This window comes from Neotamlana sargassicola (genome assembly GCF_020523965.1).
Lineage (GTDB): Bacteria > Bacteroidota > Bacteroidia > Flavobacteriales > Flavobacteriaceae > Neotamlana > Neotamlana sargassicola.
This window is the reverse complement of the sequence record NZ_JAJAPX010000001.1, coordinates 469,374-492,844: the sequence shown is the minus strand read 5'-3', so window position 1 is coordinate 492,844 and position 23,471 is coordinate 469,374. Positions and strand designations below refer to the sequence as shown.

General features: G+C 31.8%; 30 protein-coding genes. 12 read left to right on the top strand and 18 right to left on the bottom strand.

Going from position 1 to position 23,471, the window contains the following annotated elements:
- Positions 1-183 precede the first annotated feature (183 nt).
- A complete protein-coding gene (locus tag LG651_RS02165) occupies positions 184-651 on the top strand; it encodes a CBS domain-containing protein (RefSeq protein WP_226694515.1) in 468 nt (155 codons plus the stop codon).
- 64 nt (positions 652-715) lie between these two features.
- On the opposite strand, the gene LG651_RS02160 is transcribed toward LG651_RS02165, so the two are convergent.
- The 11 genes from LG651_RS02160 to LG651_RS02110 all read right to left on the bottom strand — a co-directional run bounded on the left by LG651_RS02160 (position 716) and on the right by LG651_RS02110 (position 9,616).
- Positions 716-1,384, bottom strand: coding sequence for a hypothetical protein (locus LG651_RS02160; protein ID WP_226694514.1), 669 nt, complete (start codon positions 1,382-1,384; stop codon positions 716-718).
- Between the two features lie 26 nt (positions 1,385-1,410).
- A complete protein-coding gene (locus LG651_RS02155) occupies positions 1,411-1,758 on the bottom strand; it encodes a hypothetical protein (RefSeq protein WP_044631348.1) in 348 nt (115 codons plus the stop codon).
- Positions 1,759-2,173: 415 nt separating this feature from the next.
- Positions 2,174-2,527, bottom strand: coding sequence for a hypothetical protein (locus LG651_RS02150; RefSeq protein ID WP_226694513.1), 354 nt, complete (start codon positions 2,525-2,527; stop codon positions 2,174-2,176).
- Between the two features lie 134 nt (positions 2,528-2,661).
- On the bottom strand, positions 2,662-3,114 hold the full coding sequence (locus LG651_RS02145) for a cbb3-type cytochrome c oxidase subunit I (RefSeq protein WP_226694512.1): 453 nt from the start codon (positions 3,112-3,114) through the stop codon (positions 2,662-2,664).
- Between the two features lie 10 nt (positions 3,115-3,124).
- On the bottom strand, positions 3,125-4,309 hold the full coding sequence (locus LG651_RS02140; protein WP_226694511.1) for a YHYH protein: 1,185 nt from the start codon (positions 4,307-4,309) through the stop codon (positions 3,125-3,127).
- A gap of 252 nt (positions 4,310-4,561) precedes the next feature.
- On the bottom strand, positions 4,562-5,056 hold the full coding sequence (locus LG651_RS02135) for a MepB family protein (RefSeq protein ID WP_226694510.1): 495 nt from the start codon (positions 5,054-5,056) through the stop codon (positions 4,562-4,564).
- A 174-nt stretch (positions 5,057-5,230) separates the two neighbouring features.
- Complete coding sequence (locus tag LG651_RS02130) at positions 5,231-5,848, bottom strand: hypothetical protein (protein ID WP_226694509.1); 618 nt, start codon at positions 5,846-5,848, stop codon at positions 5,231-5,233.
- A gap of 130 nt (positions 5,849-5,978) precedes the next feature.
- Positions 5,979-6,551, bottom strand: a complete 573-nt coding sequence (locus LG651_RS02125) for a hypothetical protein (RefSeq protein ID WP_226694508.1) — start codon at positions 6,549-6,551, stop codon at positions 5,979-5,981.
- Between the two features lie 131 nt (positions 6,552-6,682).
- Positions 6,683-7,378, bottom strand: a complete 696-nt coding sequence (locus LG651_RS02120) for a hypothetical protein (RefSeq protein ID WP_226694507.1) — start codon at positions 7,376-7,378, stop codon at positions 6,683-6,685.
- A 148-nt stretch (positions 7,379-7,526) separates the two neighbouring features.
- On the bottom strand, positions 7,527-8,714 hold the full coding sequence (locus LG651_RS02115) for a PDDEXK-like family protein (protein ID WP_226694506.1): 1,188 nt from the start codon (positions 8,712-8,714) through the stop codon (positions 7,527-7,529).
- Between the two features lie 161 nt (positions 8,715-8,875).
- Positions 8,876-9,616, bottom strand: coding sequence for a hypothetical protein (locus tag LG651_RS02110; protein ID WP_226694505.1), 741 nt, complete (start codon positions 9,614-9,616; stop codon positions 8,876-8,878).
- Between the two features lie 228 nt (positions 9,617-9,844).
- Here LG651_RS02110 and LG651_RS02105 point away from each other — a divergent pair, with 228 nt between their 5' ends.
- Entirely contained in the window at positions 9,845-10,177 is a 333-nt protein-coding gene (locus LG651_RS02105) for a single-stranded DNA-binding protein (RefSeq protein ID WP_226694504.1), read from the top strand.
- 130 nt (positions 10,178-10,307) lie between these two features.
- Here the strand turns inward: LG651_RS02105 and LG651_RS02100 are convergent, their stop codons facing one another.
- From LG651_RS02100 to LG651_RS02085, 4 genes are all read right to left on the bottom strand, one after another.
- A complete protein-coding gene (locus LG651_RS02100; RefSeq protein ID WP_226694503.1) occupies positions 10,308-10,757 on the bottom strand; it encodes a YHS domain-containing (seleno)protein in 450 nt (149 codons plus the stop codon).
- A 51-nt stretch (positions 10,758-10,808) separates the two neighbouring features.
- The gene (locus LG651_RS02095) at positions 10,809-11,789 is read right to left on the bottom strand and encodes a LuxE/PaaK family acyltransferase (protein WP_226694502.1); all 981 of its coding nucleotides are present in this window, start codon (positions 11,787-11,789) and stop codon (positions 10,809-10,811) included.
- 84 nt (positions 11,790-11,873) lie between these two features.
- Positions 11,874-13,508 carry a T9SS type A sorting domain-containing protein gene (locus LG651_RS02090; RefSeq protein ID WP_226694501.1) on the bottom strand — a complete coding sequence of 545 codons (1,635 nt, stop codon included), beginning with the start codon at positions 13,506-13,508 and terminating at the stop codon, positions 11,874-11,876.
- Between the two features lie 105 nt (positions 13,509-13,613).
- Positions 13,614-13,958: a T9SS type A sorting domain-containing protein gene (locus LG651_RS02085; protein WP_226694500.1), complete on the bottom strand. Its 345-nt coding sequence runs from the start codon at positions 13,956-13,958 to the stop codon at positions 13,614-13,616.
- 196 nt (positions 13,959-14,154) lie between these two features.
- Between LG651_RS02085 and LG651_RS02080 the strand changes: the two genes are divergently transcribed.
- Positions 14,155-14,835 carry a response regulator transcription factor gene (locus LG651_RS02080; protein ID WP_044625303.1) on the top strand — a complete coding sequence of 227 codons (681 nt, stop codon included), beginning with the start codon at positions 14,155-14,157 and terminating at the stop codon, positions 14,833-14,835.
- Positions 14,835-15,905: a sensor histidine kinase gene (locus tag LG651_RS02075; RefSeq protein ID WP_226694499.1), complete on the top strand. Its 1,071-nt coding sequence runs from the start codon at positions 14,835-14,837 to the stop codon at positions 15,903-15,905. Before LG651_RS02080 ends, LG651_RS02075 begins: the two co-directional genes overlap by 1 nt.
- On the opposite strand, the gene LG651_RS02070 is transcribed toward LG651_RS02075, so the two are convergent.
- On the bottom strand, positions 15,856-16,908 hold the full coding sequence (locus LG651_RS02070; RefSeq protein ID WP_226694498.1) for a glycosyltransferase: 1,053 nt from the start codon (positions 16,906-16,908) through the stop codon (positions 15,856-15,858). The genes LG651_RS02075 and LG651_RS02070 overlap by 50 nt on opposite strands.
- A gap of 208 nt (positions 16,909-17,116) precedes the next feature.
- On the opposite strand from LG651_RS02070, the gene trmB reads away from it, so the two are divergent.
- The 3 genes from trmB to LG651_RS02055 are packed head-to-tail and all read left to right on the top strand — an operon-like array spanning position 17,117 to position 18,758.
- Positions 17,117-17,791 (top strand): tRNA (guanosine(46)-N7)-methyltransferase TrmB, encoded by a 675-nt coding sequence (gene trmB / locus LG651_RS02065; protein ID WP_226694497.1) that lies wholly within the window; start codon positions 17,117-17,119, stop codon positions 17,789-17,791.
- 3 nt (positions 17,792-17,794) lie between these two features.
- Positions 17,795-18,427: a LysE family transporter gene (locus tag LG651_RS02060; RefSeq protein ID WP_226694496.1), complete on the top strand. Its 633-nt coding sequence runs from the start codon at positions 17,795-17,797 to the stop codon at positions 18,425-18,427.
- A gap of 1 nt (position 18,428) precedes the next feature.
- Positions 18,429-18,758, top strand: a complete 330-nt coding sequence (locus tag LG651_RS02055; protein ID WP_226694495.1) for an MGMT family protein — start codon at positions 18,429-18,431, stop codon at positions 18,756-18,758.
- A gap of 16 nt (positions 18,759-18,774) precedes the next feature.
- On the opposite strand, the gene LG651_RS02050 is transcribed toward LG651_RS02055, so the two are convergent.
- Positions 18,775-19,608, bottom strand: coding sequence for a hypothetical protein (locus LG651_RS02050; RefSeq protein WP_226694494.1), 834 nt, complete (start codon positions 19,606-19,608; stop codon positions 18,775-18,777).
- A 156-nt stretch (positions 19,609-19,764) separates the two neighbouring features.
- Here LG651_RS02050 and LG651_RS02045 point away from each other — a divergent pair, with 156 nt between their 5' ends.
- The 5 genes from LG651_RS02045 (at position 19,765) to LG651_RS02025 (ending at position 22,625) form a co-directional block, all read left to right on the top strand.
- On the top strand, positions 19,765-20,901 hold the full coding sequence (locus LG651_RS02045; protein WP_226694493.1) for an Mrp/NBP35 family ATP-binding protein: 1,137 nt from the start codon (positions 19,765-19,767) through the stop codon (positions 20,899-20,901).
- Between the two features lie 3 nt (positions 20,902-20,904).
- On the top strand, positions 20,905-21,147 hold the full coding sequence (locus LG651_RS02040; RefSeq protein ID WP_044633116.1) for a NifU family protein: 243 nt from the start codon (positions 20,905-20,907) through the stop codon (positions 21,145-21,147).
- Between the two features lie 209 nt (positions 21,148-21,356).
- Positions 21,357-21,686, top strand: coding sequence for a 2Fe-2S iron-sulfur cluster-binding family protein (locus tag LG651_RS02035; protein ID WP_226694492.1), 330 nt, complete (start codon positions 21,357-21,359; stop codon positions 21,684-21,686).
- A 47-nt stretch (positions 21,687-21,733) separates the two neighbouring features.
- On the top strand, positions 21,734-22,030 hold the full coding sequence (locus LG651_RS02030; protein ID WP_226694491.1) for a hypothetical protein: 297 nt from the start codon (positions 21,734-21,736) through the stop codon (positions 22,028-22,030).
- A gap of 88 nt (positions 22,031-22,118) precedes the next feature.
- Positions 22,119-22,625: a ferritin gene (locus LG651_RS02025; RefSeq protein ID WP_226694490.1), complete on the top strand. Its 507-nt coding sequence runs from the start codon at positions 22,119-22,121 to the stop codon at positions 22,623-22,625.
- Between the two features lie 46 nt (positions 22,626-22,671).
- Here LG651_RS02025 and LG651_RS02020 read toward each other — a convergent pair whose 3' ends face one another.
- Positions 22,672-23,469 (bottom strand): DUF1853 family protein, encoded by a 798-nt coding sequence (locus LG651_RS02020; protein ID WP_226694489.1) that lies wholly within the window; start codon positions 23,467-23,469, stop codon positions 22,672-22,674.
- Positions 23,470-23,471: the final 2 nt, after the last annotated feature.

Below are 23,471 nucleotides of genomic sequence, written 5' to 3'. Positions count from 1 at the left end.
TATTTCTTTTTTAGGTAAATAACCAGAGCTATTTTAAATTAGGTTTTATAGTTTTTTTCTATTAACAGACGTCTTTTTAATATATAAACATCATGTTTATAGTGAGTTACAGTGTTGTTTTTTAGGATGTTTAAAAAAATATACCTATATTTAAGTTTACTAACTATTTAAATAAGACTAATTATGGGAATTAAAAGTTTTCGAGGCGCAAGGCGGATGCAGACCGCAACTATTGATGAATCACCTTTAACGGTAAGCGATTATATGACCACTAATTTAATTACATTTTCGCCAAACCAAACCATTGAAAGTGTAATGCAAGCCTTAATAAAAAACAGAATTTCTGGAGGGCCAGTTGTAAATGAAAAGAATGAATTAATTGGTGTAATTTCTGAAGGGGATTGTATAAAGCAAATTAGCGAAAGCCGATACTATAATATGCCTATGCATGATAGTACTATTGAAAAGCATATTACTAAAAATGTTGAAACCATCGATGGTAATATGAATATTTTTGATGCAGCTAAACGTTTTTTAGATGCTAAACGACGTCGTTTTCCAATTGTTGAAAACGGAAAGCTTATTGGGCAAATAAGCCAAAAAGACGTGCTAAAAGCCGCTATGCAATTAAAAGGACAAAACTGGAAGTAAAGTAGTTTTAAAACATTGTAATAAGTTGAATTGAAAGCCTGATAAACTTTTAATTCAACTTTTTTTATGCTCTTGCTTTTGGAGAGTCTGTAATAATTAGTTTGTGTGTTTCGCTGCTTTCTAAAGTTGAAATTTTTGAATAATTGTAACCTTCAATAGGTTCGCTTAACGATTTTAATTTCGAGATGCCACCAACAGTTATAGTTTCTCCTATTTCTATGATGCGCTCTGTATATTTTAAACTCTTGTTAATGCCAAACCAATTTTTGTTTTCTACACCTAATGCTTTTAAAACGCCCTCAAAATTTTGGTCAGGTTTATTAAAAACGCCCGATTGTACTTTATGGTCCTGTTCCATGTACAATAGATAATTGTTTTTTGTAGGCTTTACCATAATTTGTTCGCCTTTAGCTTCAATAAAAAAATCTTGAATGTCTTCTTTTTTTATTAAGGTTCTCCATCGGGTGTGTTTACCATTACTTACGCGTTGTTTAACTTCAAAAACGTAAGCAATACACGGTCGTTTAGTGTATGGTGCGATAAAAGGTTTGCTAACTTGTAAAACAGTTCCCGATATTTTTGTTGGTTGGTTCGTTTTAAATTGTGTTGACGATTTTGGCGTATATGTTTTTAATTTTCGCAATACCGTGTTTTTAGAATTAAAATAAGTAGATGCAATTATTGTTGCAACGGTGATAATAAAAAAAATGATAATGATTGTAATTTCGGCCATGTTTTAGGTTTATATGTCACGTTACCTTATTCGCGCTTAACCAGTAAAAAGTACTCATTTTCTAATTCTAAATAACCTTGGTCGTAAACAAAATAATAAATACTACCTTCTTTAGTGGTGTAAATACTGGTAAAATAATTAAAGTCGAAACCTTCTTGGGTAAGTTTTTTTCTGGTGGTTTTAGTTTTTCCGGAGGTGTTTGCTGTTTCTAAAATGCGCCAATTTTTGCGTAAGCGGTTGTTAATGTTTCGAATTAAGTTTTTACTGTCTTTATTTATATTGTTGTTGTATGCGTTACGACAGTAGTCACTGCAAAATTTTTTATCGCTTCGGCCAATGAGCTTTTCGTTGCATTCTAAACAGGTTTTTTGCATAAAGGTTAAGTTTTACTTAGGTCTAGCTTGGTAGTTACTGTTTTAGAGTTTATTTAGTATAAAGATTTTGGTGTTCTTCTGGAAATAATTTTTCTAAAATTAACGGAAGTAATAAACAGGTAATTCCAATAATTGACTTCATTTCAAAATTAGGAATAAAGTTCATTGCTATTAAAAATATACCGCAAATTAGTAGCGTTAGTTTAATTATTATTTTATTTACAGACCATGAATAAGCCAAAAATACAATGCCTATTAAACAAAACATGATAGTATTAATGGTGCGATTAGTTTCAGCTGAATATGCAACGAACCAATTTGAAATTTTAAAGATTAAAATTACAACTAATAAAATTCTAAAAATTAAGACGTAATAATTATTTAAAAATTTAAAAATCATATTGTTTTATTTACGTTAAATGCTTTTTCGTTTAGTTTTCTTCTTTTTTACTTTCAAGTATTTATGGTGTGCAATTATAGTTTTATTGTCTGGAATTCCTGTAATGTCGACATTGTAACCAAGTGTAATTAATTTTTCTTGATATTTTTCCATTTTTAGCTTTTGTTGTTCCCGAGCTAAAAGATCTTTTTTGGTTAGTTTCTTATTTTCTAAATCTTTACAATTTACTTCTTTCCATTCCAGTTTCTTTTCATAATGAAAGCATTTGGCGTAGCATTTTCCGGGTGTAAAGTTAGGTGGAACATCAAAATTTTGAGCCCTTAAATTTAAAACCGTAAACAAAAGTATTGGTACAATTAAATATTTCATTTGTTTTAAGTTCAGCAAAATAGCTTCGGGCTTATATTTATAGGTTAAAATAAAATACTAAACTCTAGTAAATATAATAAAATTGTACGAAATAACTGTGTTTTAATCGTGTGGCGTTAAGCGAAAAATTAATACTAAATTCTGAAATCGTTTTTTAAAATGTATTTACTTTTTTTTTTATTAATGATTCCGTAAATGATATTAACTAGGAAAATTAATTGTGCGAATAGGGTGAGTAAAACAAAAAGTAAAGCAATTATGGTTATGTTATCGTTAAAGCTATGTTCGGTATTTGTGACTTTATGTAATTTCGATAATATCCACGCTGTGCAAATGCCACCAAAAGTGAGTATTATGTGAATTTTGTTTAGCGATTTCGATAATTTTAATTTTTGCACAAGCCAATAAGTAGCTGCTATAATTATAAAAACGATTGAAATTGTGATAGCTAAATACAGATGGTCTATTATAAAATATGTGGCATGAATATTAAAATCTGCAGAGCCATTACTTAAAATGCCAATTAGCATAATTACAGGAATAGCACATAGAAAAGCAAGATGAGGTTTTTTAAATAGTCTGTTCAAAATACTTATTTTACTCTTTTACCTCTGTGTAACCCGGTAAACCATGTAAACATTTTAAAATTTGATTTTCACCTGGTTCTCCGGCATGATAATGATAACCTCGGATTTCGTCGAAATGCCCGCCACATTCATCTAAATCGGTAGGTTTGTTTCCATTTTTATCTAAAAGCCCATATATGCCAAAGCCATCGATAGCATACCCAATTAGAGGTGCATGTGCGTCGTTTTGAGCAATTTCTTTAGTCGATCCTGTGGCAGCGTGATAGTGATAACCTCCATGCGGATTTACGTGCCCACCATGATCATCTAAAGGAGCAATGGTGTGTGCGGCTAATATGGCATGAGTTGGCGCCGGCGGGTCGTAATTTACACCGTTAAAAGCAATGCCTATACCGCCTCTTCCAAAACTTTGAGTGGTTTTTAAGTATGTTGGGGTTGCTGGAATTACAAAAGTGGTGACTTGATCTTTAAAATATTCGGGTAAGCATTCCACGCAATAATTATTATACTTTTCTTCTACATCGGGTTTTGCTGCTGCCAAACAACCTTCTTCGGTGTTGGTAACATTTATGGTTCCATCTTCACGATATAGTTTCCATTGGTTGTCACTATAAAATTCGTCTAGATTTGCAATAAAATGTCCCGAAACATCATAAACTTTGTCATCTTTAAACCAAATTCCAGCTTTTTCTATACCATCGTCTATATGCTTTGGGCACCAAGGTCCCATAGTGTGTTCTGTGGCTTGCGAATGGGTTGTTATTACATAGCAAAGGGTTTCTACGCCACTTAATTCTATCGTTTTAGTTTGTATACCATCAATAATATTTTCTGCAATAAAATAATCTTTATTTACAGGAATTACTTTTACCGAACTATCAATGTTGTTCGATAAATTTTTAGAGGTGTTTTCTTGTTGTGGTGGTTTGTGGTTGTGATTTTTTTCGGCATGGTTAAGTTCTTCTAAAGTTAAAACACCGTCGTTGTTACTATCTATATTTTTAAAATCGTTTGCGAGTGGGCCTTTGGCTTCAGTTTTAGATATTTTTCCGTCGTTATCACTATCCATTTCTAATATTAATTGCGACGAAGATGGTTTAGGGCCATTAGGTTGTTGTGGCTTATTTTTTTCTTGATTTGATTTGCAAGAAATTAATAATACCAAACTTATTATTGCAATTATGATGTTTTTCATTTTTTGGATTTTCTTATTTAGCGCTTTGTTTTTTATTGAAAATAATCTCAACACAGTTGCTTTAAAATTAAAATACGATGATTTTTGTTCAAAACATTTTTGTTGTTGGCCAGAGCTAAATATACTAAAAATGGATAGAAGAACTATTGTTTTTACTATTGATTGTGGTCTTAATTTGCTAAGTTTTTACTTTAAAAAATTTTGATTGAGAAGAAGCCTAAAACTTGAAGTTGTATTTTGTAGTTTTTCGTTTTATTTAGCTTGGTATAATTCTGTTACCTGTTTAAAGTTAGTAGTATTATTTATTTCGAAAAAATAGTTCGATTGCCATTTTTGTGTGCGTTCTGCTTGTTTACTTTTCGGGATATCCCATGTTGGATAAACGCGAAACCCTCGTTTGCCTTCTCTGTTTTTGGTTGAGATAATGCCTTTATTAATAAGCACAGACTTAGGAAAAACAAACTGCCCAAAACTACTGTTAGCGCTTACATTTACAATGTAAAAATCAATATTGTCGTTAACATTAAAAGGTTCAATAATTCCGCTTTTGTTTCTTTTCCAGAAGGTTACAAATTGCCCAACTTTATTAGGTGTTATTTTAGCAGTTCTACTTAAAACTTTTAGTCCGTTAAGTTCAAACCGACATGCTTGATAAGCTTTACCCTCTTTTTCTATTTTAAAATTCGAAATGTTTAGTGCACATGCATCGTAAATTTGGGTTTTAATTTGTTTCAGGTTTTTGTCCATTTTTACTTTTAAATCTGGCTTTTTTAATGGGTATAATATTGTCGTATTTTAGTGGATTTTTCGAGTGATTTTAGTAACAAATTAGCAAATAAAAACCGAATATAAATCCGTAAGCATTTTTAGAAGTAAGCAAGAACAAGCAATTACTTATAGCCATTGTGGGCCACAGTATTTTTATATTGTCAATCGAGGTGATTTTGTCATTTTAAATATCTCTCCTCTTTTTGGATTTTGTGATTTTCTAATTATAAAATAGATCAATGATGATATTATTAATGTTCCTACTATTAGTGTTCCTATTGTTCCTAAGGCTTCTGCAATCCAAACTATTATTTGTTTTAACCAAGCTCTTCTTCCAGCAATTCTTATACTTTCCCCTTTTTCTATTTGCATAGCAGATATATAAGTCACAACAATAAGAATTCCAGAAATCCCAAGAGTTATGAGTTGAGGAAGAATTTGTTTAAAGATTGAATAATCTTTTATTTCAATTCGTTTTAGCTGGGCTTTTAAATAAGATTTAATTTCTGAATATACAATTTTGTCTACTTTAAGAATTTCTTCAGGGGTTTTGTCATCTTTAAATCTAAAATCAATCGTAAAGTCAGTATCAATAAAAACTATTTCTTTCAAATCTTCGTATCGGATACTTTTAATTATTCCTAAATTTTTTGTGTCAATTAGTTGATTAATATCTGCATCTTTGTTTTGGTCAGTTAACCAAATAGATTTTTCAGTAGGGATTAAATATTTATCTTTAAAATCAGATTCTGAAATTTTCCAATTTTTCATGTTTAGTTCGTTTTTTTTATTGTACACAACGGTCTGGTATAACCGTTAGTTAAGGGTTAAATTAGCAATTCCTAGTAGATTCGGACGCAGTCGAATCGGCCTAATTGCACTTATGCATTGTTGTACATAGTTATTTTTCATTCAGTTCGTTTCCGTTCCATTTGTATTTTTTCAAAACATTTTTTGATTTCAATTTGAAAGTTGGGTTATCATTCTCCTTTATCATTTCATCTTGAAATTCTGTCAACTCAATTGTGTCGGATTCAGCATTGAAAACGTAATCTATTGTTTTCATTTCAAACTCGTAATCTTCTTCTTCTATTGTTGGAAGTTCAATTAGTTTTTTGTTGTTAGTTACAAAAAAATAATACTTTGAAGTATCACAATAACAAGCACATTGGCTAATAACTACACGAATTATTTTATTGATATTTTTAAAGTCAGTTGTTATGAACTCCTCAACTTTTGAGTCATTTTCGTAAGTTTCAATAAAAACTTCAATTTCCTTAAGTTTATTTCCTATACTGTCGGTTATATAAATTTGAGTGTTTCCATTGAACTCTTCGCTTGATGAAAACATTTTTTCAAATAAAGACGTGTCATATTTAGTCAATATGAATTCTTCTGATTCAGTATATTCTTGTCCATGAACCAAAAATTGGAATAAGAGTAAAATTGATAATATGATTGTTCGTTTTTTCATAATTATGCCTAACGTGTTTGTGTGAGTTAGTTACGTTGTTTAAGCACTTAATTTAGCAAATAAAAACCGAATAGAAAATCTGCAAGGATTTTCGTAAGTAGGTTAGAACCAGCAATAAATTATATACTTTGTTAGCTATTGTATTTTAAGTTTAAAAGATTTTCAAATAGCTTTTGAGATTTATTAATCAATTTGTCAATTAGTTTGCTGTTAACTATTACGAAGGTTACTATGTCTTGCTTTTTATCTATAAATTCTTCATATTCACAGTCAAAAGAGTCATTGTTTTTTATAAAATTCACTAATTTTTTGTCATCCATTTTAATTATATTACCTGAATGAACTAAATTATTTCTAAGAGATTTACATTGTAATATATATTCCCATTCGGCATTTACTGAGTTAAAATCAATATTTGTGATTTTTTTTAAATAGTCTTTACATTTTACAAAGTCATTATTCCCTTTTAAATCAGTAACCTTAAAAGTTTGGTTTTTTATGGTTGCTAAATCATTACATAATCTTTTTAATTCTCTTTCAATTACAGAGATAACTTGAGTCAAAAAAGAAACTCTAAAGTTGTGAGGAAATAGTCTAGCTATATCGTGATATTTTTCAAATTTGTGATAACTCTCTGTACTAATTAAATCTAAATATTTCTCGTACTTTTCACTATCATTCATTTTGTCATTAATATTAACTTCATTGATGTTTGCTTCAAGCTCTTTTTTCTGAGTATTTAAGAAAGTTTCAATTAGATTTTGGTATTTTCGTAAATCTTCAAAAATTATATGATAAAGGGATATGTCGAATTCTTTTCGTATCATTTTATATAATAGCTAACGGTTAGACTATGAGTAGTTGTGTGGTTTAGCGATTAACTTTGCAAGTACACGCCAAACTGAAAATCCGCGAAGATTTTCAGAAGTAAGCAAGAACAAGTACTTACTTATAGCCATTGTTGCCAACTGGCTTTTATTCTAAATGTTGTTGTAATTCCGTTTTATATTTTAATAATTCTGTTTCTACTTTGGTGACAATCTCTTGTACTTTATCCCATTCTTTGTCCAAAACTTTCATTACTTCACTTTCGTCTGCTCCGATAAAATCCTCAACATCGAATTTCCAAGTATGAATAAAATGAACAAGCCATTTATTTCCTCTTGGTTTTTTTGCTCCTTCAATGTTACTCATTGCTTTCTGAAAAATATCGTGAATTTCTGGGTCGCCTGGTGAAACAACAGTTTTAAAAACAATTTTTTTCTTGCTCCAGAAATAGTCAATTTCAAAAAGGAAATTTTCTTTTAAAGGCCACCCTTTTCCTTTTTTTGGAATTATTTTGTCAAGTTCTGAAGTCAGAAATCGAGCGTAGCCTTTATGTTTTGAACCCATTATCCAACCACTATTCTCAATTTTTTTAACAAAAATCGGATAAAGTTCAGATGCGATATCTGACTTATGTTCAAAAACAAAATCAATGAGTTCACGATGGTTTTTATAAATTTTATCTGCAAGTTCGTTTAACTCATCGTTTTTCATAAGTTCTCGTTTTATTGTTGTTAAATAGTCCGAAATATATTGGTTCACTCCATTGTTTAAAGAGTTTCCGTGAATTTTTAATATTCTGTCAGATTGTTCTATAATTTCTTGATAGGAATATTTTGCATAATATTCCCTTTCCGTTTGGTCTGTTGGTAATTCACCAATTGGTGTTAAATAGACAAAAACTTTCTTTTTAGACTTAAAATTAGAATTTACAATTTCTCTGTACTTCGTAAGTTGGTTAGAATGGTCTTTACTATCAATTTTGTTTTCTATACAAATTACCAAAGAATCAAAAATCAATAGTAGGTCTATGTTTTTCCATTCTCTTCTTATCTCTACGTTGTTAAAGTTCAACTCTTCAATTTCAAATTCATCAAGTTCGGTTGCTACATCAGAAGTCGAAATTCCACGTAAGAATTTGGTCAAAAATAATTTCCCAAGTCCGTGATTTCCATTTGGGTCAAGCAACCAGCCTAAAAAATTTGAATGTCGGATTTCAGTTCTTGCGACACCTAGAATTTGGAAAATATTAGGCGTTTTTAATTGAAGTTCGAGTTTGTCGAAATCAATATCATTTATCAGTTCTCTGTATTTTTCTCTTACGTTTATTTCGGTCACGATTGTTTTTTCAGCTTGTTGCCAACGTTGATGTGTAAGGAACGTTGCGTGTTTGAGTGCGAGGATTTTCCGAAGGAAAATCAGAAGCTAGCAAACAAAGCAACGACCAAACGGCTTAACTAAAATAAGCAATGTTTTTTACACGGTGTTGGCATTAGTTTTTATTCTTTTTGTCCAAACCAATTTAAATTATTTTCATAATCGGCTTCTTTACTTTTATATGTTCTGTAAACTTGCTTAATTAAAGTTGATTTTAGTATCTTTTTGATTGAGTCTATTTGAGACTCATTAATATTTTTGTCGGCAATCAAGTTAAATCTTAAGAAATTTTTGAATTCATCACGTGAGTTATTTTTAAACTCAATTACTTCATTTTCCAAATTGTTTAGGTCGGATGATAAATCCGTTTTGACAGCTAATTTGTTATCCTTATTATAACCAGCATAAATATTGAAATTCAAATTACCAGGGAAGCCTATTCGAACTAATTTAGTTTGTTTTGTAGGTAATTCAATTTTCAAACCGAATATTTTTTTTAAAAAGTCAAAGGGATTTTTAGCTTTACTCAATTTAGGTAGTTCAATTATGGTATCTCCTAAAGCTTTGAGATATAAAAATCTATTAGATTTATCTAGTTTATAAGAATAGGTCAATTGCTTTTTAGTAGTGAGTCCTTTTATATTTGTTAAGTAAATTTTGTCTTTATTAACTTCCCATTCTTGCGAAAACTTTCCTAACATTTCATCATAGATTATAAGGGAATCATTATAAAATTGAAACTCTACAAAACCATAGTTTTCATTGCTATTTGAATACCAATTTCCAATTAATTTTTCTTTCTGTTTTTTAGAAGAACAACTAATTAGAAATATTAATATGAGGTATGTTAAAATGTTCTTCATTCAAATTAATGGCAACTTATAATAACAATAAATATAAAAAATTCCTACAAAATAGTTTTTAAAAGAGCTTTTATTTTAAATTAATTAAGCCGATGTAAACGACTACAAACATTTACAAACGAACACAAATGTTTAATAACCGTTTATAATTTTATTCCAGTTGCATCTTTGCCATGTCGTTATACAAAACACGATAGTATTAACTGTTTAACATTAAAAATTAAAATTATGAACACGCTTAGAAACAAAGTACAGTTGATTGGGAACTTAGGAAACAATCCAGAAATTATTAATCTAGAATCGGGTAAAACATTAGCTAAATTTAATATGGCTACAAACGATAGCTACACCAATAATAAAGGCGAAAAAATAACCGATACCCAATGGCACGCAGTGGTTGCTTGGGGTAAAACGGCACAAATAATAGAGAAATATTTAAGTAAAGGTAATGAGGTAGCTATTGAGGGTAAATTAACGTCACGAAGCTACGAAGACAAACAAGGAAACAAACGTTACATTACCGAAGTGGTGTGTAGCGAACTACTTATGTTAGGCAAATAAAATGCCCTTTAAAATTTTAAAGCCTGATTTTTTAAAATCAGGCTTTAATTAACTAATTAACCAAAATTAATAATCTTTCTTTTTTTTCGCATTTCTTTTGTCGGAAATTTAATGTCACCTTACAAACAATTTAATTTTTTTTAAATTTTATTTTTTGCCAGTAGCCATCGGCTTGTGCTTGCAGTTTATCAGAGCCCGCTTTTTCCCACGATTTTAAGGTGTTTATACCCCAAGAATTATAAAATAAATAGAGTTTGCCGTCTTTAATTTGATAGGTTTCTGGGTCTACCCCAACTTTTTCGCCTTTCTCTGCTATGGCATAAGCGCAATAGCCTCCATATTGCGGGATATAACGTTCCGGGTCTTGTTTAAACTTTTCTAAATTTTCTGAGGAACTAAATTTAAATTTTGCCCCATTGTATGTGGTAGTTAGCTCTTTTTTGCCTTCAACAGGAGTGTCTTTAAAATAGGAAACCACGTCGTAACCTTCGGCTACGTAACCTTTTTTTAAGTTGTAATCTATTTGTTGTGCTTGTAATGAATATATGCTCAAAAAACAGAGTGCTAAAAATAATTTCATTTTAATATTTTATTAGTCAGTCTTGGTTCAATGCAAAAACTTACAGAACTATTAAAATACCATAAGGTTGCAACCACGAATATCGGAGTTATCGAAACGCCCAATAATTTCTATGTCGCCATTAGGTTTTATTTTTCCTAAATCTTGGGTAGCAATAAAGGCGCAGGAATTAATATTAGCTAAATCAATAACATTAATGCCTCCGGTTTTTCCGGCGCTTTGTATGGTTAAAGCATCTTCGGTGTCGCGTGTAAGCACATGCATCCATGGCGGACAATTAAAAATACCGCGACCTTTGGAATAGGCTTGACTCAATAACTCTGTCATGCCATACTCGCTGTGTATTGTGTTTACGCCAAACCCTTGTTTTAACAGTTCGTGTAATTCTGCTCTAATAAGTTCTTTTCGGCGTCCTTTCATGCCTCCGGTTTCCATTACAATTGTGTTTTTTAGTTTGAATTGATGCTGTTCAATTAAATCTAATAACGCGAATGAAACGCCAATAAGTAGCACTTTTTTGCCTTCGGAATTTAGTTTTTCTAAGGTCGTTTTTAACTCGGAAAGGTTATTTAAATAAAAGCCACTTTCAGGGTGTTTTGAGGCGTTAATCATATAATTTACCATATAAATTAACGACGAGCCTGTGCGCTCTAAATACGAAGGAAGTAAACCTAAAATTACGTAATCGTTTACGTTGCCATAAAAATGATCGAAACCCTTGGTAAAACTTTGTTCGTAAATATTCAAATTGGTTACTAAGTGTTTACTAGTTGCACTTCCTGTTGTTCCCGAACTTGTAAACGTGGTCTTTATAGTGTCGCGACTACTTAAAATATCGTGGGTTTTAAAAAATTGAATGGGTAAAAACGGAATGTCTTGAATGGTTTTTACACTACTTGGGTGTTTGTACAACAAATCGCAAAACGAACGATAAACCTTGTTTTGCTCAAACTGAAATTTAAAAACTTTTAGAGCCATGTGCTCAAAGGCCTCTTTAGAGTTTATATTAAAAATGTCTTCAGGGTTTATCATAAGTAATTTTTCACCATTGCAAAAGTATATAAAATAAAAAAGCGCTACCAATGGCAGCGCTTTAAAAAAGATGATGTAGTAAAATTATTTTATGACTAATTTTTTAGTCGAAACAGCATCGTTTTGACTTACTTTCATAACGTAAATACCACTTTTTAAGTTAGAAACATCAAGTTGGTTGTTTTTAACAGTATTGCTTAAAACTTGTTTTCCTAATAAATCAAATACAGAAACAGTCATAGTATCGTTGCTAGCACTTAAAATGTTTACATAACCTAAATTGGTTGGGTTAGGATACATATCGAAACCTTCAATTTGGTTTTTGCTAAGTGATAATGCCGCACAGTTAGATGTTGGTCTTGTTCCTAACGTAGGACAATTTCCATTGGCTTCAAGGGCTACATTTGATAAGCTCCATGATGAATACCCATCAGCTCCATCATCTAAATATTGAATTCCAATAAATACTTCAGTTCCTGAAATTCCAGATAAGTCGATGTCATAAAACCCACTATCAGTAATAGTTTGAGAAGTAGTCCATGTTGATGCCGACGGACAATTAGCATATGTTGAAGTATAAGCTATAATTAAATCTGTTGTCCCGAATTGTTCCGAAGCATTAAGTGCAAGATTTAAATCGGTTACACCTGTCATATCTAACGGACCAAATATTAGCCATGTTTCAATATTTTCTGCACAACCAGAACCACAATAACCGTTCATAGAATATGTTCCATTAGTTTCTGTCCACTCGTCGTTGTCAGTGTTTGCAGTAACAGTAACTAACTCAAATAATTCGCTACCTTCACTTAAATCGAAACATGCTGGGTCGCAAATATCAGAGCCAATAGTTCCGCTAATTGTGGTGCTGTCGCAATCTCCACCGTTTAAAGTAATATCCCAAGCATCACCTTCAGATAATCCTGTAATTGTAATGGTTCCATCTGTGACAGAAGCAGGATTGTCACCTCCAATAGCTCCCCCAGAAGTAGTTGAAACCGAAGTGATTCCGGAATCATCTCCTGTATACGGAATATTTACTGTAACTGTATCATTGTCATCGCCAAGTGTGTTTGTTGTACAAACAAAAGTAGCGGTTCCTAAGGAAACGCCACATGATGATGGTGCTCCAATCCAACTTTTAGGATCGAATCCAGCAGGTGCATCTTGTGCTCCTGAACCAAAGCCTTGGTCGTTGTCGCTAATCCATTCGCTTTCTGTCCATGTAGCGTTTGGAGCAGTTACCGTAGCTGCTCGTTCTGCTCTTCCGTCTTCAAAATTTTCGGTAATATTAGCATTATTTACGTCATTGCCTGGTATTCCAAAAATATCAATTGTGGCATCCGATGCATCAAAAATAGCTATTTTGTCATCACCATTACTATCGGCGGCACCTCCAGTTGAAGTACTTATGTCTGGCGCAAAACCATAAACAGCTTCAAATTCTGAAGCATTTGGCGAAATTATTGCAAATTGCCCAACGTTTAATGTACCTATTGAAGATAAATCTACACCACTTGTTTGTGGGTCTGTATTCGAATTTGTCCATCGTCTAAGCTCCCAGCCATTTAGATTTACCGAGCTTGGTCCAATACAATAAATTTCAACAAATCTTGCCCCAGCATTATTGTTTGGGTCTGCAAGCTCTGTAATAATAACTTGCCCAAAAGAAGCAAACGATATTAAACTTGTAAGTAATAAAAAGTAAAGTTTTTTCATAAAAAAAGAGATTATTTAATTTAAGCTAAAACTATTATTTACTTAGGTTCAAGCCAAAAAAAAACAGCCGTACGGCTGTTTTTTAACTATATGATAATATTAGGATTATTTTATTACTAATTTACGAGTTTCGCTAACGGCACCCTCGGTAATTTTGAGAATATACACACCACTATTTAAATTAGAGATGTTTAATTCCTTTCCAGAAAGTACAACAGAGTAAACACGTTTGCCTAAAACGTTGTAAAATTCAACTCGTTTTTTAAAATTGTATTTAGTAGAAATATTAATGTAAGCCTTACCACTACTTACTGGATTGGGGTAAATAGTTAAGCCCTCAATATTCTGCGAGGCAACCGATGCTAATTTTGCATCACTTTGCGCAACACCATATTGGGTTGTAAAAAACGCCAGAACAAATAGTAGAATGTAAACGTAGTTTTTTTTCATAGGTGCTTTTAGATTAAGTAAAATTACTAAATTCTTACAAAAGTGATGCCAAAAAACTGTTAAAGATTTGATTCATACGTCGAAACACATGGTTTTCTTAAGTAAATTGTTACCTTAATGTTATTAAATCTGTACTTTTAATAAAATTATGTTATTAGTTTTATATTTGTTCACACAAAAATAGCAGTACGTTATAATGAAAAAAAAGGACATAAAAATTTTGCTTGTTGATGATGAGCCAGACATTTTAGAAATTGTTGGTTATAATTTATCCAGTGAAGGCTATCAAGTAATTACTGCCGAAAACGGAAGTGAAGGTGTAAAAAAAGCAAAAAAAGAACTTCCTCAATTAATTATTTTAGATGTGATGATGCCAGAAATGGATGGTATTGAAGCTTGTGAAATGATTAGAAAAATCCCCGATTTAAAAAACTCTATTATAACTTTTTTAACTGCTCGTGGTGAAGATTATTCTCAAGTTGCTGGTTTCGAGGCTGGTGCCGATGATTATATTACCAAACCAATTAAACCAAAAGTGTTAGTTAGCAAGGTAAAAGCATTATTGCGCCGTTATAAAGAAGAAGATGTTACCAATACGGTAAAAGTGGGTAGTTTAGTAATAAACCGCGATGAGTATAAAATAACTTCGAAAGGAAAAGAAATTGTTTTACCTCGAAAAGAATTTGAATTATTATCTTTACTAGCATCAAAACCAGGGAAAGTATTTAAAAGAGACGAAATTTTAGATACTGTTTGGGGTAACGAAGTGGTTGTTGGTGGTAGAACTATCGATGTTCATATTAGAAAATTAAGAGAAAAACTAGGCGACAAAAGCTTTAAAACAATAAAAGGAGTTGGCTATAAGTTTGTAGATTAATGCGAACAAAATTTAAAAAATCATACAGGTTTGCTTTGTATACCTCGTTATATATAACTGTATTAACAACACTCTTAGCGAGTGTTTTTTTATTGTTGTTTTACGAGTTAAAGTGGTATTTTTCAGTTGGTTTTGCCTTAACGGTTTATGCTTTCTGTTTTATTATTATTCAGTTTAGGGTAGAGCGATTTATTTACAAGCGAGTAAAAAAAATATACGACGATTTAACACTTTTAGAGTCTACAAATTTTCGAAAAGGATCCATTACTACCGATATGCGAACCTTAACCGAAGAGATTGATAAGTTTGCCAAAGACAAAAAAATAGAGATTGAATCGCTTAAAATTCGTGAAGAATACAGAAAAGATTTTTTAGGCAATATTTCACACGAACTAAAAACACCTCTTTTTACAGTTCAAGGTTATATTTTAACGCTTTTAGATGGCGCAATGAACGATGAGGGAATACGCGAAAAATACCTAGAACGAGCCAGTAAAGGTATTGAGCGACTGGGGTATATTGTAAAAGATTTAGACATGATTACCAAACTTGAAGTTGGTTATTTAAGTTTAAACACAGAAACTTTCGATATTATTGAGCTAGCCAAAAGTGTTTTCGAAATGCTTGAGATGAAAGCTGCAAAGAAAAAAATTACGCTAACATTCGATTTAGATTATGCTAAACCTATTCTTGTAAAAGCCGATAAGGAGCGTATTCAGCAAGTTTTGGTAAACTTGGTAGTAAATTCTATTAAATATGGAAGAGAAAAAGGGACTACCGAAATTAGCGTAGAAAATCTTATTAAAAACAAAGTAATTGTTCGTGTTACAGACAACGGAGAAGGTATTACCTCAGAGAATATACCAAGGCTTTTTGAGCGCTTTTTTAGGGTCGATAAAAGTGGCTCTCGAAAAGAAGGAGGTTCTGGTTTAGGTCTATCAATCGTTAAGCATATTATTGAAGCTCACGACGAAAAAATTTATGTAGAAAGCGAGTTTAACGTTGGTAGCGAGTTTTCTTTTACTTTAGAAAAGGCTGAAACAATTCAGCAAAATCAACCTCAAAATTAAAGGCTTTTAACCCTTTGTAAAGCGCCATTTGTTCTAGTTTTTTTAAGGTGAAATCGTCCTGCTTGCAACTTGGTACTAAACCTAATTCGGTTAGTCGTTTAGCTAAATATTCTTGCTCAAATTGCCCGGGTGTTGGTATAAAAAAGGCTTTTTTACTAAGTTTTGCTAAGTCCATTACCGTCGTGTAGCCCGATCGTGAAATTACCAATTCGCTCTCGTTAATAGTTTTTTCAAGTAAACTCGAGGTCATAAAATTGTAAATGGTAATATTTCCGGCAGTTTCAATAACTTGTTCGCGTTCCATTTTACCTTTTACAAAAACAACTTGTCCTTTAAAATTTTTAAATTCGCTTAGTAATTTTTCTTCAAGTAATGTGCGCTGAGGTTCTGGTCCAGAAATTAAAACCATAACATCGTTTTTTATTGCGGCCTCGGTTTTTTTAAATCGGCTTAAAGGCCCAATGTATTTAGTGTCTATTTCAAAGGACTTTACATGACCAAGTTTTCCGCTTAAATTAAGGCTTCCGTTGGTATCTGGAACCCAACAAACATCAAATTTTTTTATTATTTTCTGATGAATTTTTGTGCTAATCCAAGTGGTATTTCCGCTTAAAACATTCAGTTGATGCGTAATAAAAATAGAAGGTACTTTTTTACTTCGAACGCCTAAGCGATTATCTGAAATTATTCCGTCGATGTTATAGTCTTCAATAATAGAATTAATAACTTTTTTCTCGGCTTTAATAGCTTTTAAAAGTTTGGGGGAATTTTTTAAAATCTTCAGTTTAAAATATTTGCCTTTTTTTGCATAAGTTACTTTATACGAAGGCAGCTCTAAAGTGGTTAATTCTGGGAATTCTTTTTGCAATAACGAAAGCGCCACACCATCGCTGGCAATTATGGGCTCAAAACCAAAATGTATTAAGGCATTTATAATAGGTATGCAGCGTGTAGCATGACCTAATCCCCAGTTTAAAGGAGTAATTAAAATTCGTTTCTTCATAAATAATTTAATTCACCTTAAATCAATTGTTCACTAATTTAAGCTGAATTTTAATCTAAACAAAATTAAGCATATTTTAAGCGCTGAATATTTCCTAAATTTTATGAAATACAATTAAATACTAATTTATTGTTAAGCAAATTTTTTAAATAGAACAACTCTGCCGTATTTTTGCAAAATAATTATTATCTGATAAAAATTTAATTAGGTGGGCAGTAAAAATAAATTGAAGCGATTTAGAGAGAACGAAACCTTTAACAATGTAATTCAGCCAACACGCGATGAACTTGTTAATGCCGAATTTAGCTTAAAAGGCCATTGGAGTAAAAATCAATTTAAAAACAATAATCCTGTTGTTTTAGAATTAGGTTGCGGTAAAGGTGAATATTCGGTAGCCTTAGCAAAAAAATATCCTAATAAAAACTTTATTGGTATAGATATTAAAGGCGCTCGTTTTTGGCGCGGCGCAAAAACAGCAGTAGAAGAAGATATAAACAATGTCGCTTTTTTGCGCACCCAAATTGAATTAATTGAGTACGCTTTCGCGGAAAATGAAGTAGACGAAATTTGGATTACTTTCCCAGACCCACAAATAAAATATAAACGCACGAAACACCGAATGACTAACGCTGCTTTTTTACAGCGATACAAACAGGTTTTAAAACCAGAAGGTATTGTAAATCTTAAAACCGATAGCGAGTTTATGCACGGTTACACACTTGGTTTATTACACGGTGCTGGCCACGAAGTGCTTTACGCTAACCATAATGTGTATAAACAAGAAGGAAGCCCTGAAGACGTTACAGCGATACAAACATTTTACGAGTCGCAATATTTACAGCTACAAAAGCCTATTACTTATATAGCATTTAAAATTAAATAGGTTTTGAATATAACTTTTGTTTTTTTACTAGGTTTAGTAGCCGCCTTTATTGCAGTTTTGCCTCCAGGTATGTTAAATATAACGGCGGCCAAAATTAGGTTAAAAGAAGGCTTAACTAGAGGTGTTATGTTTTCTATTGGAGCTGTTTTAATTGTGATTTTACAAACCTATATTGCTGCAATTTTTGCACGTTATTTAAAAATGCACCCTGAGGTTATTAGTGTGCTGCAAAAAGTGGCCTGTGCTTTATTTATAGCTATATCACTTTATTTTTTTTTAGTAGCCAAATCTGGGCCTAAAAAACAAGAAAAAAAACCTAAAAGTAAAAGTAAACATAGTCGGTTTTTTCAAGGTGTTTTAATGTCGGCTTTAAATGTGTTTCCTATACCTTTTCAGGCCTACATGACAATTACTTTGGCATCGTTTGGTTGGCTAGATTTTAGTATTTCTAATATTGTAGCTTATGTTTTAGGTACCGCTTCCGGATCGTTTTTGGTGCTTTATTTGTATATGGCTTTTTTCGATAAAATAAGTGAAAAACAGTTTACGTCTCAAAAAAACATGAATTATATTATTGGTGCTATTACCGCGATTATTGCTATTATTACTTTAATTAATATTATTAAGAAGATGTAATATGAAACCAGAAACACTTAATTTTTTCGATAAGGTTTACGAGGTAGCTAAACAAATACCTTACGGAAAAGTTACAAGTTATGGTGCTATTGCAAAATATTTAGGTGCCGCTAGAAGTGCCCGAATGGTTGGTTATGCAATGAATGGTTCGCATGGAAAAGATGTACCAGCTCATCGCGTAGTAAACAGAAATGGTTTGCTTTCTGGAAAACATCATTTTGAAGGCACAAACTTAATGCAACAGCTTCTAGAAAGCGAAGGTGTTGTTGTTATCGATAATCACGTTCAAAATTTTAAAGCTGTTTTTTGGGATCCTTCGGAAGAATTATAAGCTAATAAATTCCAGTTTAAAACGAAAAACCAGCGCCTAAACTTACCATAGAAAAGTTTTGACTGCCAATTTTTAAATACTCGTAACCGCCGTAAATTTTGTATTGATTAATGTAGTAGTTTATAAGTGCATTAAACTTATTAACGGTGTTTTGATTTACTAAAGTTTGGTTAAAACTGCTTTCAATACTAATTGGTTTGCCTAAAAATACTTCGGCGCCTAATCCGTAAGTAAAGCCGAAACTGTTTACCTCGCCATCAACATATGATGCGCCAACACCCCACCAGCCATCAAACGCTTTTGTTCTAATACGGTGGTATTTTCCTAAAGCGGTATAAATAGCTAATGCGTCGTGTCCAAAATTGGTGTTGTTTTCCCAAAGTTGAAGGTAGTTTACTTCTAAGGCTAAACGATTAAAAAAACGCATATCAATATTTAAATGATTGCCTTTTAATTTAGGATTAGCAAAAATATATTTCGTTGAAATTGTGGTGCGTCCAATGGCCGAATTATCGTTCCATTCATAACTGTAATGTCCTGTGTTTGGTTCAAAATAAACACGCTTCGTTAATATAGCATCATTGTTTTTACTGTTAATTTCAAATGGGCTTTCAAATAATACACCGTAGGCGGTGTAAGCAAATAAACCTATAAATAATTCGGCAACAACTTCGCTAAAAAATGAACCACTATCGCTACTTGAGTTGTTGTATTCATTACTTTGGGTGTAATAGCCCACAGGTTGCTCTTGTTTTTTTAAGCTTTCTTCGGCTTTTTCAATTTTGGTTTGAGATTGAGAAAAATTAAAGCTCAAAATAATTAATAGAAATAACGCGTATTTTGTTAACATTTTGGTTGGGTTTTTTGTGAAATTTCTTGCACACAAATCATGCCGTTTTATATAAATATTTTACATAGTTATATCAATAAAACTTTTTAATTCAGTTTTAGGCTTCAGTCTTAAATGCGTATATTTGCTTTTTCTGAATTATGCTTTACAAAACGAATGAAACTCAATAAAAACGATATACTTAAAGCCTTAGAAACCATTACAGTGCCTGGAGAAGGCCAAAACATGGTGGAAAGTGGTGCCGTAACAAATGTGGTAACTTTTGGCGACGAAGTTATAGTAGATGTAACTATAAAAAACCCAAGTTTACAAGCTAAAAAACGCACCGAGGTCGATATTTTAAAAACCATACACGATAAGGTTTACGAAAAGGCTAAAATAAAAGTAAATATAAAAGTGGTTGCACCTGCAAAACCACAAACTAATGTTATTAAAGGAAATCCTATTCCGGGAATTCAAAATATAGTAGCCGTGGCATCTGGTAAAGGTGGCGTTGGTAAATCTACAGTAACAGCAAATTTAGCGGTTAGTTTAGCAAAAATGGGCTTTAAAGTTGGCGTTTTAGATGCTGATATTTATGGGCCATCTATTCCAATTATGTTCGATGTAGAGGCGGAAAAACCTTTGGCGGTTAATGTAGATGGTAAATCTAAAATGAAGCCTATAGAAAATTATGGTGTAAAGGTATTGTCTATTGGCTTTTTTACACAACCTAATCAAGCTGTAGTTTGGCGTGGTCCAATGGCAGCAAAAGCATTAAACCAAATGATTTTTGATGCACATTGGGGCGACATAGACTTTTTACTAATAGATTTGCCTCCAGGAACAGGCGATATTCATTTAAGTATTATGCAGTCGTTACCAATTACTGGCGCGGTTGTTGTTAGTACACCACAAAATGTGGCTTTAGCCGATGCCAAAAAAGGGGTTGCTATGTTTCAACAAGACAGTATACAAGTTCCTGTTTTAGGAATTATTGAAAATATGGCGTATTTTACACCAGCAGAGCTACCAAACAATAAATATTATATTTTTGGTAAAGAAGGCGCTAAAAATTTAGCCGAAGACTTAAACGTACCATTTTTAGGGCAATTGCCTTTAGTACAAAGTATTCGTGAGGCTGGCGATGTTGGTCGTCCAGCAGCATTACAAACCGCAACACCTCTTGAAAAGGCTTTCGAAACAATAACTAAAGAAGTTGTTCAAGAAGTAGTAAAAAGAAACGATAATTTACCACCAACTGAAGCCATTAAAATAACAACCATGGCAGGTTGTTCGGCTGTTAAAAAATAAGATATGACAACAGAAGAGTTAAAAATAAATATTGAAAAAGCCTTAGATGAAATTCGCCCGTTTTTACAAAGTGATGGCGGCGATATTTCCCTAATTTCTATAGAAGATGAGAAGCTGGTAAAAGTACAATTACACGGCGCTTGTGTAGGCTGCAGTGTTAACCAAATGACTTTAAAATCTGGTGTAGAAATGACCATAAAAAAGCATGCACCTCAAATTGAGGAAGTAATAAATGTTGAGGCGTAAAATAAAACCCCAATAATTTATAAAAAATTATAAGCAAAAGGCTTAATTGAATAAAAATGAGAATTCTTAAAACTTAGTTTTTTAAGGATTCTTTATTTTTTTTGTAAAAACTTGTAAAATTATAGGTAAAACAGATATAAGTTTAATTTCAAGCTTTAAATTTGTGGCATAAAACATGCTGTTTACAAAACATAACAACACATTTTAAAATGAGCGACGTAAATATTAAAATAACAGATAGAGATGGCGTTACACACGAAATTGTAGCACCAACAGATATGGCTATGAACTTAATGGAAGTGGTACGATCTTACGAGTTGGCACCAGAAGGAACTATTGGTGTTTGTGGTGGTATGGCTATGTGTGCGTCTTGTCAATGTTATGTGCTTAGCGATACAGAATTACCAGAAATGGGAGACGATGAAGAAGCTATGCTTTCTGAAGCTTTCGATGTGCAAGACAACAGCCGTTTAGGTTGCCAAATACAAATAACACCAGAAATGGAAGGCTTAGAAGTTGAATTGGCTCCAGAAAGTTAAATTGTTTTTATTTATTCTAAATAAATAACTATATTTGCCGTCATCTTATGGAAATTGATATAAAATATAGTTACGATATTAAGGCGCTTACCTTTTGTAAGTACGTTTTAACTGCGCCTAATAAGCAGATTAATTTAAGTTTTCCTCAAATTCTTGAATTAAGACGTAACATTAATGAGTTAACGCAATTTTCATCTTTAGAAAGAATTGTTAACAACGAAAATTTTGTGTTATTGTTTGTTGCAGATAAACAACACTTGCTCTATTTAGAAATTCCAGAATTACTTCATTTAAAAGAAGAATTAGAGTTGTTTTTTCACGCTCCTGCTTCTATATTAGTTTAAATTTATATTTATTTAGACTTTGTATAAATTTTATTTATACTTACTGGGTGCTTCAATTTATTTTAACTTTGTAATAAAATAATTAGGTATGAACACAGCAGTAAGAAAACAAATGTCTATTCACCCAGAGGTAATGGATATGTTAAATAATCAAATAGGAATGGAAATGAAAGCATCGGCTGCTTATTTAGCAATGGCTTCTTGGTGCGACCAACGTGAACTTTTAAACAGCAAAGCCTTTTTTTACAAGCAAGCTGAAGAAGAAAGAGAGCACGCCATGAAAATATTTAAATTTGTTAACGATAATGGTGGTGCGGCTATTTCGCCAAATGTAACAGGAGTTAATAACGAATTTGAAAGTTTACGATCTATTTACGAAACAGGTTTAGAGCACGAAATTAGTGTTACCGAATCTATCTTCAAAATATTTAAAGCAGCAAGAGAGAAAAACGATTTTATAACCGAAGTATTTATGCAATGGTTTGTTTCAGAGCAATCTGAAGAAGAAGATAGTTTTAGAAGCATTCTTGATATTTTCGATTTAATGGAAGGTATGCCGTTAAAAATGATTGACGAACGTATTCCTACAGAATAAAATTATTTGTAATTCCGAATTTAATTCGGAGTTTTTAAAAATGTTCCTAGCTTGTCCACCAAACTAGGAACATTTTTTTTATTTCGCCATTAGGTTGCTTCATCCAAAACATGGTTGAGAATTTTTCGGTAAAATAATTTTCAGCTAAAGCTTCAAATACATCAAAATTGGTCCAATCTACATGAGGTTCAGGTATAACTAACCAGTCTTTTTTATTTGGTATGTAAAATTTACAATCCGTGAAGTTTTTCAAATCTAATTTTGAAACATAATACCCAACAATACAAGCGTTATTTAAAGTTTTTAAAGTAACATTGTTATTAAACGGTATAAATAATTGTGCTTTAAAATATACTTGCTGTTCTATGTCTTCAGTATTTAATCCCAAACTATTTAAATAAGGTTGGCAATGCAATGAATGCAGTAAAGGAAGCTGTTTATTTTTTAATTTATCTAGTTTTTCAATTAGAGAATCTTTTCTATTAGGTCCAATAAAATGATGAATTTCGCTGTTACCAACAGACGCATCATACAAATAAAATTTATAGATAATTTCTAAATGAATAGGCTTTTTGTTTTTTAATAACAAGCAATCTAGTTCGCCTAAAGTAAGTTTGTTATTTTGAATTTGAATATTTTCGGCTAAAACAGAAATACTTTTTTCTTTATGTAATTGAAATGAAACGAGGCGTTCAACATATTTTCCTAAACGGAGATTATTATTTATGTAGATATTTATTTTTGAAGCGTTTTGGGCAATATTAAACTGTTTTAAATTAAAAATAGTCTTGCCTTCCCAAAGTGTAGGCGTATTTAAAAAACCTTGATAATGTTTTTGAAGCATTT